The sequence below is a fragment of the Pseudarthrobacter sp. S3 genome (assembly GCF_050156905.1).
Lineage (GTDB): Bacteria > Actinomycetota > Actinomycetes > Actinomycetales > Micrococcaceae > Arthrobacter.
This window is the reverse complement of record NZ_CP189583.1, coordinates 2,279,051-2,294,839: the sequence shown is the minus strand read 5'-3', so window position 1 is coordinate 2,294,839 and position 15,789 is coordinate 2,279,051. Positions and strand designations below refer to the sequence as shown.

The 15,789-nt window shown below is 64.6% G+C and carries 14 protein-coding genes; 11 read left to right on the top strand and 3 right to left on the bottom strand.

Features of this window, described 5'->3' with window-relative positions:
- Positions 1–63 precede the first annotated feature (63 nt).
- From ACQCSV_RS10965 to ACQCSV_RS10945, 5 genes are all read left to right on the top strand, one after another.
- Positions 64–495: a VOC family protein gene (locus ACQCSV_RS10965; RefSeq protein ID WP_354155868.1), complete on the top strand. Its 432-nt coding sequence runs from the start codon at positions 64–66 to the stop codon at positions 493–495.
- Positions 496–631: 136 nt separating this feature from the next.
- Positions 632–1,141, top strand: coding sequence for an HAD domain-containing protein (locus tag ACQCSV_RS10960; protein WP_354155867.1), 510 nt, complete (start codon positions 632–634; stop codon positions 1,139–1,141).
- Between the two features lie 153 nt (positions 1,142–1,294).
- Positions 1,295–2,593, top strand: a complete 1,299-nt coding sequence (locus ACQCSV_RS10955; protein ID WP_354155866.1) for an inorganic phosphate transporter — start codon at positions 1,295–1,297, stop codon at positions 2,591–2,593.
- Entirely contained in the window at positions 2,590–2,811 is a 222-nt protein-coding gene (locus ACQCSV_RS10950; protein WP_354155865.1) for a hypothetical protein, read from the top strand. Before ACQCSV_RS10955 ends, ACQCSV_RS10950 begins: the two co-directional genes overlap by 4 nt.
- A 39-nt stretch (positions 2,812–2,850) precedes the next feature.
- Positions 2,851–3,408 (top strand): dihydrofolate reductase family protein, encoded by a 558-nt coding sequence (locus ACQCSV_RS10945; RefSeq protein WP_426938406.1) that lies wholly within the window; start codon positions 2,851–2,853, stop codon positions 3,406–3,408.
- A gap of 21 nt (positions 3,409–3,429) precedes the next feature.
- Here the strand turns inward: ACQCSV_RS10945 and ACQCSV_RS10940 are convergent, their stop codons facing one another.
- A complete protein-coding gene (locus tag ACQCSV_RS10940; RefSeq protein ID WP_354155863.1) occupies positions 3,430–3,903 on the bottom strand; it encodes a hotdog fold thioesterase in 474 nt (157 codons plus the stop codon).
- A gap of 193 nt (positions 3,904–4,096) precedes the next feature.
- Here ACQCSV_RS10940 and polA point away from each other — a divergent pair, with 193 nt between their 5' ends.
- The 4 genes from polA to rpsA all read left to right on the top strand — a co-directional run bounded on the left by polA (position 4,097) and on the right by rpsA (position 10,753).
- A complete protein-coding gene (polA, locus tag ACQCSV_RS10935) occupies positions 4,097–6,739 on the top strand; it encodes a DNA polymerase I (protein WP_426939557.1) in 2,643 nt (880 codons plus the stop codon).
- A 91-nt stretch (positions 6,740–6,830) separates the two neighbouring features.
- The gene (locus tag ACQCSV_RS10930; protein WP_354155897.1) at positions 6,831–8,120 is read left to right on the top strand and encodes a GNAT family N-acetyltransferase; all 1,290 of its coding nucleotides are present in this window, start codon (positions 6,831–6,833) and stop codon (positions 8,118–8,120) included.
- Between the two features lie 28 nt (positions 8,121–8,148).
- Positions 8,149–9,093: a polysaccharide deacetylase family protein gene (locus tag ACQCSV_RS10925; RefSeq protein WP_426938405.1), complete on the top strand. Its 945-nt coding sequence runs from the start codon at positions 8,149–8,151 to the stop codon at positions 9,091–9,093.
- A 181-nt stretch (positions 9,094–9,274) separates the two neighbouring features.
- Positions 9,275–10,753 carry a 30S ribosomal protein S1 gene (rpsA, locus tag ACQCSV_RS10920; RefSeq protein ID WP_185263559.1) on the top strand — a complete coding sequence of 493 codons (1,479 nt, stop codon included), beginning with the start codon at positions 9,275–9,277 and terminating at the stop codon, positions 10,751–10,753.
- Positions 10,754–10,904: 151 nt separating this feature from the next.
- Here the strand turns inward: rpsA and ACQCSV_RS10915 are convergent, their stop codons facing one another.
- On the bottom strand, positions 10,905–11,429 hold the full coding sequence (locus ACQCSV_RS10915; RefSeq protein ID WP_354155860.1) for a GNAT family N-acetyltransferase: 525 nt from the start codon (positions 11,427–11,429) through the stop codon (positions 10,905–10,907).
- The gene (locus tag ACQCSV_RS10910; protein WP_354155859.1) at positions 11,413–12,102 is read right to left on the bottom strand and encodes a YigZ family protein; all 690 of its coding nucleotides are present in this window, start codon (positions 12,100–12,102) and stop codon (positions 11,413–11,415) included. Before ACQCSV_RS10910 ends, ACQCSV_RS10915 begins: the two co-directional genes overlap by 17 nt.
- 89 nt (positions 12,103–12,191) lie before the next feature.
- Here ACQCSV_RS10910 and coaE point away from each other — a divergent pair, with 89 nt between their 5' ends.
- Positions 12,192–13,406, top strand: coding sequence for a dephospho-CoA kinase (gene coaE / locus ACQCSV_RS10905; protein WP_354155858.1), 1,215 nt, complete (start codon positions 12,192–12,194; stop codon positions 13,404–13,406).
- 79 nt (positions 13,407–13,485) lie between these two features.
- The gene (uvrB, locus tag ACQCSV_RS10900) at positions 13,486–15,585 is read left to right on the top strand and encodes an excinuclease ABC subunit UvrB (RefSeq protein ID WP_354155857.1); all 2,100 of its coding nucleotides are present in this window, start codon (positions 13,486–13,488) and stop codon (positions 15,583–15,585) included.
- The last annotated feature ends 204 nt before the right edge of the window (positions 15,586–15,789 follow it).

The window sequence follows — 15,789 nt, the reverse complement described above, 5'->3', positions numbered from 1 at the left end:
GTGCGGCAGGATGTTGACTGTTTCCGAGTCCGTTTCACGTCCGCACCACAAGGAGAACCGGCCATGCCAACGACGCTCAACCCCTACCTTGGCTTCCGCGAGAACGCCCGGGAGGCGATGACCTTCTATCAGTCAGTGTTTGGCGGTGACCTGGCCCTCAGCACGTTCGGGGAGTTCCACGCCAGCGAAGATCCGGCGGAAGCCAACAAGATCATGCACGGCATTCTGACGGCCAGCAACGGCCTGGTTCTAATGGGGGCTGACACGCCCAACGGCATGGACCTAGCGAGCGGCAGCTCCATTTCGGTTTCCGTCAGCGGCGACGACGAACCTGAACTGCGCGGCTACTGGGACAAGCTGACCGCCGACGGCGGCACTGTCACCGTTCCGCTCGAACGGGCGCCCTGGGGCGACATCTTCGGCATGTGCACCGACCGGTTCGGTACTGCCTGGCTGGTCAACGTCAACAACCCGCAGGCAGCTCCCGCGCCGTAGGTGCTGCTTCAAGCCAGACTGCAGGCGCTTCGTCCAGGAATCCTTTAGGAGGGCTGCACCCAATGCAACGATTGCTGTGTGCAGCCCTCAACCAGCTACTGCCCAGGCCCGGTCTGCCGGCGTAAGGGAGTGCGATATGCGGAACATCACCCTGTACCTGGACGTCGACGGCGTGGTGTGCCCGTTCGGAGCAACGGGCGATACACCGTGGGGTACCGGCTGGCGCCTTGCGAATGCCGGTCTGCTCGAAGTGGCTTATGCTGGCCAGCTGGTTGACGGGCTGAACCAACTTTCCCGCGCGCCGGGAGTCCGCTTTGTGTGGCTCACCAGCTGGGAGGACATGGCCGCGGAGTACCTGTGTCCGGCTATCGGTCTGGCCGGCAGCCGCTGGCCCTGCCTGACGGCGGAGGGCGGCGGAACGGGGGAGGGTTGGTGGAAGCTGGCCGCCCTCCAAGAGGACCTGGCGGCCAGCGACCCGGATGGCATCGTGTGGATCGACGACCAACTCCGGTATGAAGAGCAAGCAATGGGCTGGGCCGCTTTCCTGGGCCCGCGGATCCTGACCGTGTCGCCTGACCCCCGCCGGGGAATTTCTCCGGCCGAGCTGGCCGCCGTCAGCGCGTTTGCCACCAAGCAGCTGTTTTGACCTGATGCCAGGGGCGCGTACGATCGATAAGGTTTCAACCCGGCTCTGTTAACACCGCAGGTCATTCCACGTGAACTGCAGGTGAACTACGCTGTGCAGGGCAGGCGGGGGTAATGGAACTGCTGAACGTCGTCTCTGCAGATTGGGCAACAGGTGGACATCACCTTTATGGTGGCGCTGGTCATCGGACTGGCACTATTTTTTGACTTCACTAACGGCTTCCACGACACCGCCAACGCGATGGCTACGCCCATCGCCACCGGTGCCATTAAACCGAAGACGGCAGTGACCCTCGCCGCAATCCTGAACCTGGTTGGTGCCTTCCTTTCAACGGAAGTGGCCAAAACAGTCTCCGGCGGCATCATCCGGGAAGGCTCCGACGGTGTCCCGATCACCCCGGAAATTATTTTCGCCGGGCTTATGGGCGCCATCCTCTGGAACATGATCACCTGGCTCAAAGGCCTGCCGTCCAGCTCATCCCATGCGTTGTTCGGCGGGCTGATCGGCGCGGCCATCGCCGGCATCGGTTTTAATTCCGTGAACCTGGAAACGTTACTCCAAAAGGTTATCCTGCCGGCGATCTTCGCCCCTCTCATTGCCGGCCTTGTGGCGTACCTTTGCACCCGGCTCGCCTATGCGCTGACATCCCGGCACGATCCTGACACCGGCAGCAAGCTGACACAGAAGCGCGGCGGGTTCCGCACCGGCCAGATCTTCACTTCCAGCCTCGTGGCGCTGGCCCACGGAACCAACGACGCCCAGAAGACCATGGGCATTATCACCCTGGTGCTGATTTCCGCCGGCACCCAGGCCCCGGGCTCGGGCCCGCAGTTCTGGGTCATCACCGCGTGCGCCCTGGCCATCGCTGTTGGCACCTACACAGGCGGCTGGCGCATCATCCGGACCATGGGCTCCGGGCTCACCGAGGTCAAGCCCGCCCAGGGCTTCGCGGCCGAGACCAGCACCGCTTCAGCCATCCTGGCTTCCTCCCACCTGGGATTCGCCCTCTCCACCACGCAGGTGGCATCCGGCTCCGTGATCGGGTCCGGCATGGGCCGCAAAGGAACCACGGTGCGCTGGAACATGGTGGGCAAGATCGCCCTGGGCTGGCTGTTCACGCTTCCTGCTGCCGGTATTGTGGGCGCGCTGACCGCGCTGGTCGTGAAGACGGGCGTGGTGGGTGTGGCGATTGCCGCCGTCGCCGGCACCGCGGCGGTGCTGTTTATGTTCGTCTACTCCCGCAAGTCGTCGGTGGGCCACCACAATGCCGTGGAAGTCGAAGAAGCGGGCCACGCCGTCCGCTTCGCCCAGAAGAAAGCCCTCGCCCGGGCCCGTGCCAAGGCGAGCCGGCAGAAGGATGCCGCCATGGCAGACCAGCAGAAGGATGCCGCCAAGGCAGACCAGCAGAAGGACGCCGCCAAGGCGGACCAGCAGAAGGATGCGCAGCTATGAAGTGGTTGGAACTCTTGACCGTGGCCGGCACCACCCTGGTGTCCGCAGTAACGGTGGTGGTCCTGTATTCGCTGGGCGTGCGGCTGACGGCCATCGCCGGCGACGCCGAGCAGGCCTCACCCCGCGCCAAGCGCTACTTCGCCTACACCTGCTTTGGCCTCTGCGGCCTGGCTGTGCTTTTCGGGCTCTACCTGATCATTCCTTACTTCAGCAAGTAGCCCTTCAGCCCGTCCACACCGCAGCGCTACTCTGGTTCCATGTCCAGGATCCAGTATTTCGTCGCGGCCTCCATCGACGGCTTCATTGCCACCGCGAAGGATGACCTGGCTTGGCTCCTCGAATTCGACGGCTTCGAGGGCGGCAAGGAAAGCTACGAAAACTTCATGGCCGCCGTCGGCTGCATTGTTATGGGCGGCGACACATTCGCCTGGCTGATGGAGCACGAACCCGACAACTGGCCGTACCCTTCCACACCCTGCTATGTGTTTACCCGGCACGAACACGTGGCCCCGGCCGGCACGGACATCACGTTCGTCCGCGGACCCGTCCAGGAGTTCATCCAGGACTTCAAGGATCACGCCGGTGAGAAGAACGTATGGGTGGTGGGCGGCGGCAACCTCGCTGCGCAATTCGCCGATGCCGGGCTGCTGGACGAACTCATCCTGTCGGTCATCCCGGTCGTCCTGGGCGAGGGGAAGCGGCTGCTCCCTTTGAAAGGCCCGACGACGCCGCTGGAGTTGACGGCGTCCCGCACCATGGGGCGGGGGATCGTGGAGTTGCGTTACACCCTGGCAGCCCCGGATCCGACCCGCTAGCGGCCTGACTGCCTCAAGCTGTCAGGCCTCCGCCGGCTCGTTGTCCCGCAGCATGTTGGTGATGCGTGCCGTGGAGAGGCGGCGGCCTTTTTCGTCGGTCATCACAATTTCATGCGTTGTCAGGGTCCGGCCCAGGTGGATTGCCGTGCAGGTGCCTGTTACGGTGCCCGCGGCGATCGCACGGTGGTGTGTCGCGCTGACTTCAATGCCCAGGGCGTGCCTGCCCGGGCCGGCGTGCATCCCGGCAGCGAAAGATCCCAGCGTCTCGGCCAGCACCACATGGGCGCCGCCGTGCAGGATGCCCGCCACCTGGGTGTTCCCTTCCACCGGCATGGTGGCCACCGTCCGTTCCGGGCTCATCTCCAGGAAGTGGATCGCCATCTTCACGACCAGCGCGCCGATGCCCATGTGACCGAGCCAGTCGTGGAGGTCCGCCGGGATGCCTGCTGTGACCAATTCCTCAGTGAAGGGCCCGGGCGTGAAATTGTCCATCATGGCAACTAGGCTGGCACCTGTGAGTGAAACTACCAAACCGGCCCCCTTCCCGACCGAAACTACTGCGCTTGACGCTGCAGATGCCTTACAGGACATCAACGTCCTGCCGGTCGGAGGCCGGGTCTCCGCTACGGAAGCCCCAGTGGTTCCCAGCACCGGCCAGCCGCGGCTTCTGGTGCTTGACGGCCATTCGATGGCTTTCCGCGCCTTCTTCGCCCTTCCGGCGGACAAATTCTCCACCGCCAACGGACAGCACACCAATGCAATCCACGGTTTCACCTCCATGCTCATCAACCTGATCAAGGAACAGAAGCCCACCCACATCTGCGTCGCCTTCGACGTCTCGGATGACACCACCCACCGCAAAGCGGAGTACAGCGAGTACAAGGGTGGACGCAACGAGACTCCCCGTGAGATGAGCGGCCAGATCGACCTCATCGACAAGGTCATGGGCGCCTGGGGTATCAAGACCATCAAACTGCCCGGCTACGAAGCTGATGACATCCTGGCAACCCTCGCCGCCATGGGGGAAAAGGCAGGCTTTGAAGTACTGCTCGTCTCGGGCGACCGCGACGCCTTCCAGCTGATCACGGACAACGTTTTTGTGCTCTACCCGAGGAAGGGCGTCAGCGACATCCCCCGGATGGACGCGGCCGCCATCCAGGAGAAGTATTTTGTGACACCCGCCCAGTATTCGGACCTTGCCGCGTTGGTGGGGGAGACCGCGGACAACCTCCCGGGTGTTCCCGGCGTCGGTCCCAAGACCGCGGCAAAGTGGATCAATCTATACGGCGGTCTCGAGGGCGTTCTTGAGCACCTGGATGCAATCGGTGGAAAAGTAGGGGACTCCCTGCGTGCCAACGTCGAGGACGTCAAGCGCAACCGCCGGCTGAACAGGCTCCATACAGACCTTGACCTCCCGCTCACGCTGGACGACCTCGCCGAACCGCGGCCGGACGAGGCCGCCCTGGAAACGCTGTTCGACGAGCTCGAATTCAAGAGCATCCGTACCCGCCTCTTTGCCCTGTACGGCAGCGAGGAAGTGGAATCCGCGGAGCGCGAAAGCATCGCCACGCCGGACTTCGTGATCCCTGCCGAGGCAGCTGAGCTGGGTGCCTTCCTGGCGGCCGGCGCTGGCAAGACCTCGGCAGTCGCCGTCGACCTGGTCCCTGGGCGCATCGGCGAGGACGCCGCCGCACTGGCCATCGTCCGTGACGACGCCGCCGTCTATGTCGATCTCGCTGCACAGGACGCCGCTGCCGAAAATGTCCTCGCGGACTGGCTGCGCGATGAACACTCCCCGAAGGTCATGCACGGCTACAAAGCTGCGCTGAAGGCCCTCTCCAGCCGGGGCCTTGGCCTGGAAGGCGTGGTGGACGACACCTCAATTTCCGGCTACCTCATCCAGCCGGACCGCCGCACGTATGAACTTGCGGAGCTGGCCCAGCATCACCTCAACGTCAGTGTCCCGTCGGAGGCCTCCAAGGCGGGCCAGCTGGAGCTGGCGTTCGACGGCGACGACGCCGCCGCTGCCGGTGCCCTGGTGCAGGTAGCGGCTGTGGTCCGGTCCCTGAGCCTGCACTTCGAATCAGAACTCACCGTACGCAAGGCCGGGGACCTGCTGACCACCCTCGAGCTGCCGGTCAGCCGCGTGCTGGCCGACATGGAAACCACGGGCATCGCCATCGACCTGCCGCGGATGGACGAGCAGATCGCTGATCTGGCCAAGGTAATTGACAACGCGCAGGAACTTGCCTTCGCCGCGATCGGCCACGAGGTTAATCTCGGATCGCCGAAGCAGCTGCAGACCGTGCTCTTTGACGAACTCGAACTGCCGAAAACCAAGAAGATCAAGTCCGGCTACACCACCGATGCCGCGTCGCTGAAGAACCTGCTGGAAAAGACCGGGCATGAATTCCTGGTCCAGCTGATGGCGCACCGGGAGTCTTCAAAGCTGCGCCAGATGTTGGAGTCACTCAAGAAGTCCGTTACGGAGGACGGCCGGATCCACACCACCTATGCGCAGAACGTGGCAGCGACGGGCCGCATCTCCTCGAACAACCCGAACCTGCAGAACATCCCCATCCGCAGCGAGGAAGGCCGTCGCGTTCGCGGCATCTTTGTGGTCAGCGACGGCTACGAGTGCCTGCTGTCCGCGGACTACTCGCAGATCGAAATGCGGATCATGGCGCACCTTTCGGGGGATGCCGGCCTGATCCAGGCCTACCAGGACGGCGAAGACCTCCACCGGTTTGTGGGCTCGAACATCTTCCATGTGCCCACCGAGGAAGTCACCAGCGCCATGCGCTCGAAGGTCAAGGCCATGTCCTACGGACTCGCCTATGGCCTGACCTCATTCGGCCTGTCCAAGCAGCTGGAAATTTCCGTGGACGAGGCCCGCACCCTGATGAAGGACTACTTCGACCGGTTCGGCGCCGTCCGCGACTACCTTCGCGGCGTGGTGGACCAGGCCCGGGTGGACGGCTACACGGCCACCATCGAGGGTCGACGCCGCTACCTGCCGGACCTCACCAGCACGGACCGGCAGCTGCGCGAAAACGCGGAGCGCATCGCCCTGAACTCACCCATCCAGGGATCGGCCGCGGACATCATCAAGCGCGCCATGCTGGGCGTGCATGCTGAACTGGCCGCTCAGGGCCTGAAGTCGCGCATGCTCCTGCAGGTCCACGACGAACTGGTGCTGGAAGTCGCCGCCGGCGAACGTGTTGCCGTGGAGAAGCTCGTCACCGAGCAGATGGGCTCGGCCGCGGACCTCAGCGTCCCGCTGGATGTCCAGATCGGCGTGGGCCCCAGCTGGTACGACGCCGGCCACTAGGAGGCGGGAGCGCGGCGCCTGGGGGAACGGCCGGCGTGTTGCTGTTGGCCAGGCGCCGGAATCATTGGTTAGGCTCGGCGGTGTGGCTGAACTGAGTGATGACTATGAAATCCGGCGCTTCACAGCGGCATCCAAAGGCGAGGCGGGTTACCCCGACGCCGAATCGTGGGTAAAGGCGGTGGCTTTTGGCTTCCACGAACCCACGCGCACGCCGGAACACGTTGCGAAATCCCTGGAGACCTACGCAGCTGACCGGCGGATCTTCACCGGCGCCTACCAGACGCGGGAAATCGCGCCGGGATCCCTCCCCGCGGACGTGCCCGTGGCAACCTTCGGGACCCTGCGCAAAACGCTCAACATCGGCTTCGGCAGGCTGCTGGAAACCCAGCTTGTCACCGCGGTGACGGTCCGGACCTCACACCGTCGGCGCGGCCTGCTGCGCCGGATGATGTCCGAGGACCTGGCCATGGCGAAGCAGGATGGCCTTGCAATGGCAGCCCTGACAGCGTCCGAGGGCTCTATCTACGGACGGTTCGGCTACGGGGTGGCCAGCTTCGAACGCACGGTGAAGGTTGACACCACGTCCCGCTTCCAGCTCAACTTCCACGCCGCCGGCAACGTGGACATCGCGGACCCGCGTGTGCTGCTGGACCTTGCGCCGGAGGTCTTCGACCGCGTGCACCGCCTGACCCCGGGATCGATCAGCCGCCAGGAGTGGTACCGGCAACTGGCTTCCGGGTCCCTGGGGCAAGACGGCAAGGAAGACCCCGCCGTCAAGGTGGCCCTGCATTACGGCCCCGACGGTGCCGTGGACGGCTACGTCTCCTACAAATTCCTCGGCTGGGACACCGAGCCCTACACCATGCAGGTAGTGGACCTTGTGGCCGCCACGAACGAGGCGTACCTGGAGCTCTGGCAGTTCCTCGGCGCCATCGACCTGGTGGAACGTGTCACGTGGGAGGAAGCGCCGCTGGATGACCCGCTCACCTGGGCGCTGGCGGATCCGCGCTGCATCGACTCCTCAGACAGCCGGGACATGCTCTGGCTCCGCATCCTGGACGTGGCCCAGGCGCTGGAGGCTCGGCATTACCCGGAGGATGGCAGGCTTGTGCTCGACGTGCAGGACCTGCTTGGCCTCACGTCTGGAACGTTTGCCCTGGAGGTCAGCGGCGGCGAGGCCGCCGTCGTACGCCTGGAAGAGACAGCCGGGGCTGACCTGACATTGGATGTCTCCGCCCTGTCATCAATTTATCTGGGAGCGGTCTGTCCGGTTACGCTGACTTCGGCTGGGCGAATCCGTGAACACAAGCAGGGCGCGTCGCTCCGGGCACGGGGGATGTTCGCGGTTGAGCGGGCCACCCACTGCCTGACCCATTTCTAGGGGCTCCTGCCTCGTTCAAGGACAATTCATGGGGGATTTTGGTGTGGCCGGGCGGACTGGCCGCCGGGCTATTTTGCTCGGTCTGGCGTCCGGCGTTCTTGCTGCGGTGACAACCTGTTCGTCGGCGGACACGGCCGCGATTGAGCCTGTGGCTCTTTCGGATGAACACGGGGACCCCGCGGTGCTTGCCCCGCCCGTGCCAAACGGGCCAGAAGCGTCGGCGGCACCGTCGCAGGTCCCGGCCGCGACGGCAGCCGCGGTCCCGCTTCCGTCAAAAGCGCAGCTGGTGACGGAATTCGACGGCCGCCGGCCGACCGAGTGGGGTCTGGGCGTCACCGGCGTGGTCACCAGGTCGCCAGGCAGTCATACGGTGCTCACCTTCGATGCCTGCGGCGGCCCCGGCGGATCCGGCGTCGACCAGGAGCTGCTCGCTACGCTCCGGCGGCTGAACATCCCGGCCACCCTCTTTGTGAATGCCCGGTGGATCCAGTCAAACCGGCAGGTCGCCGCCGAGTTGGCGCACGACCCGCTCTTTGAACTGGCCAACCATGGCTGGCAGCACCGGCCGTTGTCCGTGACCGGCAAATCAGCCTATGGCATCCCAGGCACCAGGAATGTGGCCGACGTATATGACGAACTCACCGGCTGCGCGGATGTCTTCCGGGAAGTGACGGGGCACAAGCCACGGTTCTTCCGCTCCGGAACAGCCTATTTCGACGAGGTGGCCGCCGCGATGTCCCGGCGTCTGGGCATGTTGCCGGTCAACTTCAGCATCAACGCCGACGCCGGCGCCACGCTGGCGCCGGCGGCGGTTGCCTCCGCCGTGGCCACAGCACGTCCTGGCGACATCGTCATAGCGCATTTCAATAAGCCCGGCGGCGGCACAGCCGCTGGCTTCCGGCAGGCGCTGCCACAACTTAAGGGCGGCGGAACCACGTTCGCCCGACTGGGCGACGTGTTGCCTGCGCTTTGACCCCCGTTGGCCGCTGCGACTAGAATAAGTGGGCGCGTACTACGTGCACGTTTCTAAAATCCACAAATCAGGAAGACCCGGAAGATCCTTGTGATCGCCCGAAGACCTGCGCCTGCGTTCCATAACGCGGGCGCGGCGGTTTGCCTGACCAACTAACTATCCACAACGGAGCCCCTACTACATGACCATCACCTCCACCGAGAAGCCCGGTACCCCCGTAGTCGCCATTAACGACATCGGTACCGCTGAGGACTTCCTCGCAGCAGTCGACGCCACCATCAAGTACTTCAACGACGGAGACCTCGTCGAAGGTACCGTCGTCAAGGTCGACCGCGATGAAGTTCTGCTCGACATCGGTTACAAGACCGAAGGTGTCATCCCCTCCCGCGAGCTGTCCATCAAGCACGACGTTGATCCCGGAGACGTTGTCTCCGTTGGCGATCTCGTCGAAGCCCTGGTGCTCACCAAGGAAGACAAAGAAGGCCGCCTGATCCTCTCCAAGAAGCGTGCTCAGTACGAGCGCGCCTGGGGCGACATCGAGAAGGTCAAGGAAGAAGACGGTGTCGTTACCGGTACCGTCATCGAGGTTGTCAAGGGTGGTCTTATCCTCGACATCGGTCTGCGCGGCTTCCTGCCCGCATCCCTCGTCGAGATGCGCCGTGTGCGCGACCTCGCTCCGTACATCGGTCAGAAGATCGAAGCCAAAATCATCGAGCTGGACAAGAACCGCAACAACGTTGTGCTGTCCCGCCGTGCATGGCTCGAGCAGACCCAGTCCGAGGTTCGCTCCACGTTCCTCAACAAGCTGGAGAAGGGCCAGGTCCGTCCCGGCGTTGTTTCCTCCATCGTCAACTTCGGTGCATTCGTGGACCTTGGCGGCGTAGACGGCCTCGTGCACGTTTCCGAGCTGTCCTGGAAGCACATCGACCACCCGTCCGAGGTTGTCGAAGTTGGCCAGGAAGTCACCGTCGAAGTTCTCGAAGTCGACCTGGACCGCGAGCGCGTTTCCCTGTCGCTCAAGGCTACGCAGGAAGATCCGTGGCAGACCTTCGCCCGCACCCACGCCCTCGGGCAGGTTGTACCGGGTAAGGTCACCAAGCTTGTTCCGTTCGGTGCGTTCGTCCGCGTCGAAGACGGCATCGAAGGCCTCGTGCACATCTCCGAACTCGCCGTCCGCCACGTGGAGCTGGCTGAGCAGGTTGTCTCCGTTGGTGACGAGCTGTTCGTCAAGGTCATCGACATCGACCTCGAGCGCCGCCGTATCTCGCTCTCCCTCAAGCAGGCCAACGAGGGCGTTGACGCCGAGTCCACCGAATTCGATCCGGCTCTCTACGGCATGTCCGCTGAGTACGACGAAGAGGGCAACTACAAGTACCCGGAGGGCTTCGACCCGGAGTCCAACGAGTGGCTTGAAGGCTACGAGAACCAGCGCGCCGTCTGGGAGCAGCAGTACGCTGACGCCCAGACCCGCTGGGAAGCACACAAGAAGCAGGTTGCCCAGCACGCTGCCGACGACGCTGCAGCTGCAACGTCCGGTGACAGCGATTCAGGCACCACCAGCTACTCCTCCGAGCCTGCTGCCGAGTCCAACACCGGCGCCGGTACCCTGGCTTCGGACGAGGCTCTTGCAGCTCTGCGCGAGAAGCTGACCGGCAACTAATTGCCACCGGCCCGGGGCTTCCCGGGCCAGCACAACGGGCCCCTGCGAGAGCAGGGGCCCGCTGTGCTTAACCCGCAGTGTTCAGGCGGCCACTTGACCGGCACTGAACGCTCCCAAACCTGAACGCTCCCAAACGCGGGTTTCGGTGCGTCTACTGCGAGCCAGATGAGAGCACGACGACGGCACTCACCGCGCCGCCGTCGCCGTGCGTTAATACCGCGCCGGCAGCGGTGAGGAGCCGCTGCGCACCTACGTTGCCTGCCGTGGTGTGGGCCTGCATCTGCCGCAGTCCGGCGCGGCGGGCTTCCGCCAAGACCAGCATCAGCGCGGCGCCGCCCACACCGAGGCCACGGTAGTTCCGGCCCAGCCAGATGCCTGTCTCAGCAGTTCCGGATTGTGCCGTTCCGTCGTCAATCATTTTGAGCCTGACCGAACCGGCCGGGCTGCCGTCGCAGAGAACAGCCCAGCTCTTTTCCGCGCCTGGTCCGTCCAATCCGGCGGCCGCAGACCGGTGGAAGTTTCGGAACCAGTTGATGCGTTCCGTGTTCCAGCCGGTCCCGTTGCCAAGGGGCGGCGTGGCGTCGTCCGCGGACGCGTCCCGCTGCGCCAGTTCCAGCAGCCGCTCCAGCGTGGGTTCGTCGACGTGTGCCAGGCGGACCTCAGGGGAGCGGGACATCGAGCCACTCCGTTCCGGCCGGCGTGAGCCCGGTTCTCCCGGCGGTAAGCGACAGCACGCGTTCGGTGGCTGCAGTGATTTGCTCAGGTTCGTCGGGTACTGCCAGGCGCAGGATCGTGTATTGCGCTCCGTAGCTGGTTTCCGCCATCACAAACCCGGCCGCCCGAAGATCATTCTCCAGCCGTCCGGCAGCGGCATGCGGCACCGACACAGAGCAGAGCCGCAGCCGGCTCCGCCGGACCAGGGGAGCCCGTTCCAGGGCGGCGGACACCGATTCCGAATAGGCGCGCACCAGTCCGCCGGCGCCCAGCAGGATGCCGCCGAAATAGCGGACGACGACGGCACTTAAGTCGCTGAGGTCAGTCACGCCAGGTGCTGTTTCCCTTTTGACGATGGCCTCCAGCATCGGGATGCCGGCGGTGCCCGAAGGTTCGCCGTCGTCATTGGAGCGCTGGATGTCCCGGTCCGGTCCCAGGACGAACGCCGAGCAGTGGTGGCGGGCGTCGTGGAACTCGCGGCGCAGTCCGGCCACCAGGTCCCGGGCGGTGTCCTCATTGTCGGCGCGGCCCAGCACGGTAATGAACCTGGAGCGTTTGATCTCGATCTCGTGCCGGAAGTCCTGGCCCAAGGCGAGGGTGGTGTAGGCCGTGGCGCGGCTGTCTTGCTCTTGCACCGCCCAAGTCTATTCCCCACCGCCTCCCTGAATTCGCTGCGCTCGCCCAGGGAACCCTGGCCGCGTGGGCCCACTAGTAGGGTGGTGGGATGCTCAAGATCGGTTTGACGGGTGGCATAGCATCCGGGAAGTCAGTGGTCGCCTCACGCCTCGCCGGGCTCGGTGCCGTGCTGGTGGACGCGGATGCGCTGGCCCGGGACGTGGTTGAGCCGGGAATGCCGGGACTGGCCCGTGTGGTGGAATCCTTTGGGCCGGACATGCTCGACGCCGGGGGCCGGCTGGATCGGGCCAGGCTGGGTTCCGTGGTGTTCGGCAATCCCTCGCAGCTGGCTGTCCTGAACGGCATTGTGCACCCGCTGGTCCGGGCCGCCGCGGCCAGGATCATCGCCACAGCCCCGGCCGGCGCCATTGTGGTCCAGGACATTCCACTGCTCGTGGAAACCGGCCAGGGGAGCGGCTTCCATCTGGTCCTGGTGGTGGATGCACCCGATGACGTCCGGATCGGCCGGATGCTCGAACACCGAGGCATGACAGCCGAGGACGCCGGGTCGCGGATGGCGGCCCAGGCGTCGCGTGGTGCGCGGCTTGCGGCTGCCGACGTGGTCCTGGACAACTCCGGGTCATTGGCAGACGTGACCGCGCAGGTGGACCGGCTGTGGACGGAGCGGCTGGTCCCGTACGCGGACAATATCCGCCGCGGCGTCAGGGCAGCCCGGATCGGCACCGCCGTGTTGTTTGCGCCGCGCGAGGACTGGGCGGACCAGGCCGCACGGCTGGGATCCCGGATCGCCGCCGCCGCAGCGGACGACATTCTTGCAGTCGACCATATTGGCTCCACGGCCGTGCCTGGCCTGGCAGCCAAGGACGTCATTGACCTCCAGGTCACGGTGTCGGATCTCAATACCGCGGACCGGATCGCGCCGCTGCTGGCGGACGCGGGATTCCCTGCCGTGCCAGGGGTGGCCTTCGACACTCCGAAACCGACGCAGCCAGATCCGGAGCAATGGAAGAAACGCTTCCATGCCAACGCGGACCCCGGCCGCGCCGTGAACGTCCATGTACGGGCTGCCGGGTCATCTGGCTGGCGGTACGCGCTGCTCTTCCGCGACTGGCTCAGGAGCGATCCGGAGGCCGTCAGCCTGTATGCGGACCACAAACGTGTTTTGTCCGAGCAGTTTGCCGGGTCCAAAGGTACCCATGCGTACGCGGCGGCGAAGGAGCCGTGGTTCACGGACGTCGCCTGGCCGCAAATGGACAGCTGGGCGGACCGCACGGGGTGGGTGCCGCCGTCGTACACCCCCTGAACTCCCGGCCCCCGCGGCTGGCTGTTCGCCGGTAACTGATCCGGCTGTCACTGTCGGTCCCCGGTTGTAGATTAGTTGCATGAGCCTTGCCCAGGAGATCAACCGCGTCGTCGCTCCGTTTGAAGTCATCAGCGAGTTCCAGCCGGCCGGCGACCAGCCTGCCGCCATCACCGAACTCACGGAGCGAATCAGGAACGGCGAAAAGGACGTTGTCCTGCTGGGCGCCACCGGTACCGGCAAGAGCGCAACCACGGCCTGGCTCATCGAACAGGTCCAGCGGCCCACCTTGGTCATGGTGCAGAACAAGACCCTGGCCGCCCAGCTCGCCAACGAATTCCGGGAACTCCTGCCCAACAATGCGGTGGAGTACTTCGTTTCGTACTACGACTACTACCAGCCTGAGGCGTACGTAGCGCAGACGGACACCTTCATTGAGAAGGACTCTTCCGTCAACGAGGAAGTGGAACGGCTCCGCCACTCCGCCACCAACGCCCTGCTGACCCGCCGCGACGTCATTGTGGTGGCCACCGTGTCCTGCATCTACGGCCTGGGCACGCCGGAAGAGTACATTGCCGGCATGGTCACGCTCCGCAAGGGGGCGCAGATGAACCGCGACGACCTGCTCCGGAAATTCGTCGCGATGCAGTACGCGCGCAACGACATGGACTTCCACCGCGGCACGTTCCGGGTACGCGGCGACACCGTGGAAATCATCCCGATGTACGAGGAACTCGCCATCCGCATCGAATTCTTCGGAGACGAGATTGAGAACATCCATACCCTTCACCCGCTGACTGGCGAACTGATCAGGGACGAAGAGGAAATGTACGTCTTCCCGGCCTCGCACTACGTGGCCGGGCCCGAACGGATGGCCAGGGCCATCAAGCGGATCGAGGACGAACTCGCCGAACGCCTGGCCGTCCTGGAAGGCCAGAACAAGCTGGTGGAAGCCCAACGGCTCCGGATGCGCACCACCTACGACCTCGAAATGATGCAGCAGATGGGCTTCTGCAACGGCATCGAAAACTACTCGTCGCACATCGACGGCCGTGCCCGCGGGACCGCTCCGCACTGCCTCATCGACTACTTCCCGGACGACTTCCTGCTGGTGATCGATGAATCCCACGTCACCGTGCCGCAGATCGGCGCCATGTACGAAGGCGACATGTCCCGCAAGCGGAACCTCGTCGACTTCGGTTTCCGCCTGCCGTCGGCCATGGACAACCGCCCGCTCAAATGGGACGAATTCCTGCAACGCGTAGGCCAGACGGTCTACCTCTCGGCCACTCCCGGCAAGTACGAACTGGGCAAGGCGGACGGCTTTGTGCAGCAGATCATCCGGCCCACCGGACTGATCGACCCCGAGGTGGTGGTCAAGCCCACCAAGGGCCAGATCGATGACCTGCTCGGAGAGATCAAGACCCGCACGGCAAAGAACGAACGCGTCCTGGTCACCACGCTGACCAAACGGATGGCGGAAGACCTCACCGACTACCTGCTGGGCCACGGCATCAAGGTCGAATACCTGCACTCCGACGTGGACACCCTGCGACGGGTTGAACTGCTCCGGGAACTCCGGATGGGTGTCTTCGACGTCCTGGTGGGCATTAACCTGCTCCGGGAAGGCCTAGACCTGCCAGAAGTCTCGCTCGTAAGCATCCTGGATGCGGACAAGGAAGGCTTCCTGCGCTCGGCGACTTCGCTGATCCAGACCATCGGCCGTGCCGCCCGCAACGTCTCCGGCGAGGTCCACATGTACGCGGACCGCATCACCGACTCCATGGCCAAGGCTATCGATGAAACCAACCGGCGCCGCGCCATCCAGGTGGCCTACAACACGGAACGGGGCATCGATCCGCAGCCGCTGCGGAAGAAGATTGCCGACATCACCGACCAGCTGGCCAAGGAAGACGCCGACACCCAGGAACTGCTCAACAACAACCGGCTGGCCAAGGGCGCCAAACGTGGCAAGTCCGCGGCAAAGGGTGCGGCACAGGTCCGCAAGGACGGCCTCGCCGCAGCACCGGCCGAAGACCTCGTGGGCCTCATCGAACAGCTGACCGAACAGATGCACGGCGCTGCCGCCGAACTCCAGTTCGAGCTGGCCGCGCGGATCCGGGACGAGGTCAGTGACCTCAAGAAAGAGCTCCGCCAGATGCAGGCGGCCGGCCACGCCTAGGACACCCCCGGGCGGCGGGGGCACGCAGCGTTCGGGGCATGTTCCCGCGTGCGGGGACGCCTGCTGTACAGTTAACGTCACGTAGGGGAGTATCCCGAGCGCTACGATCGTCAACACGCCAGGCACAGTTGCCTGGCCGGGCGTAGCGGGCCGCCAATTCAGCACCAAGTGCACAGGCTGGCCGGAGAGACTTACACCAATTCT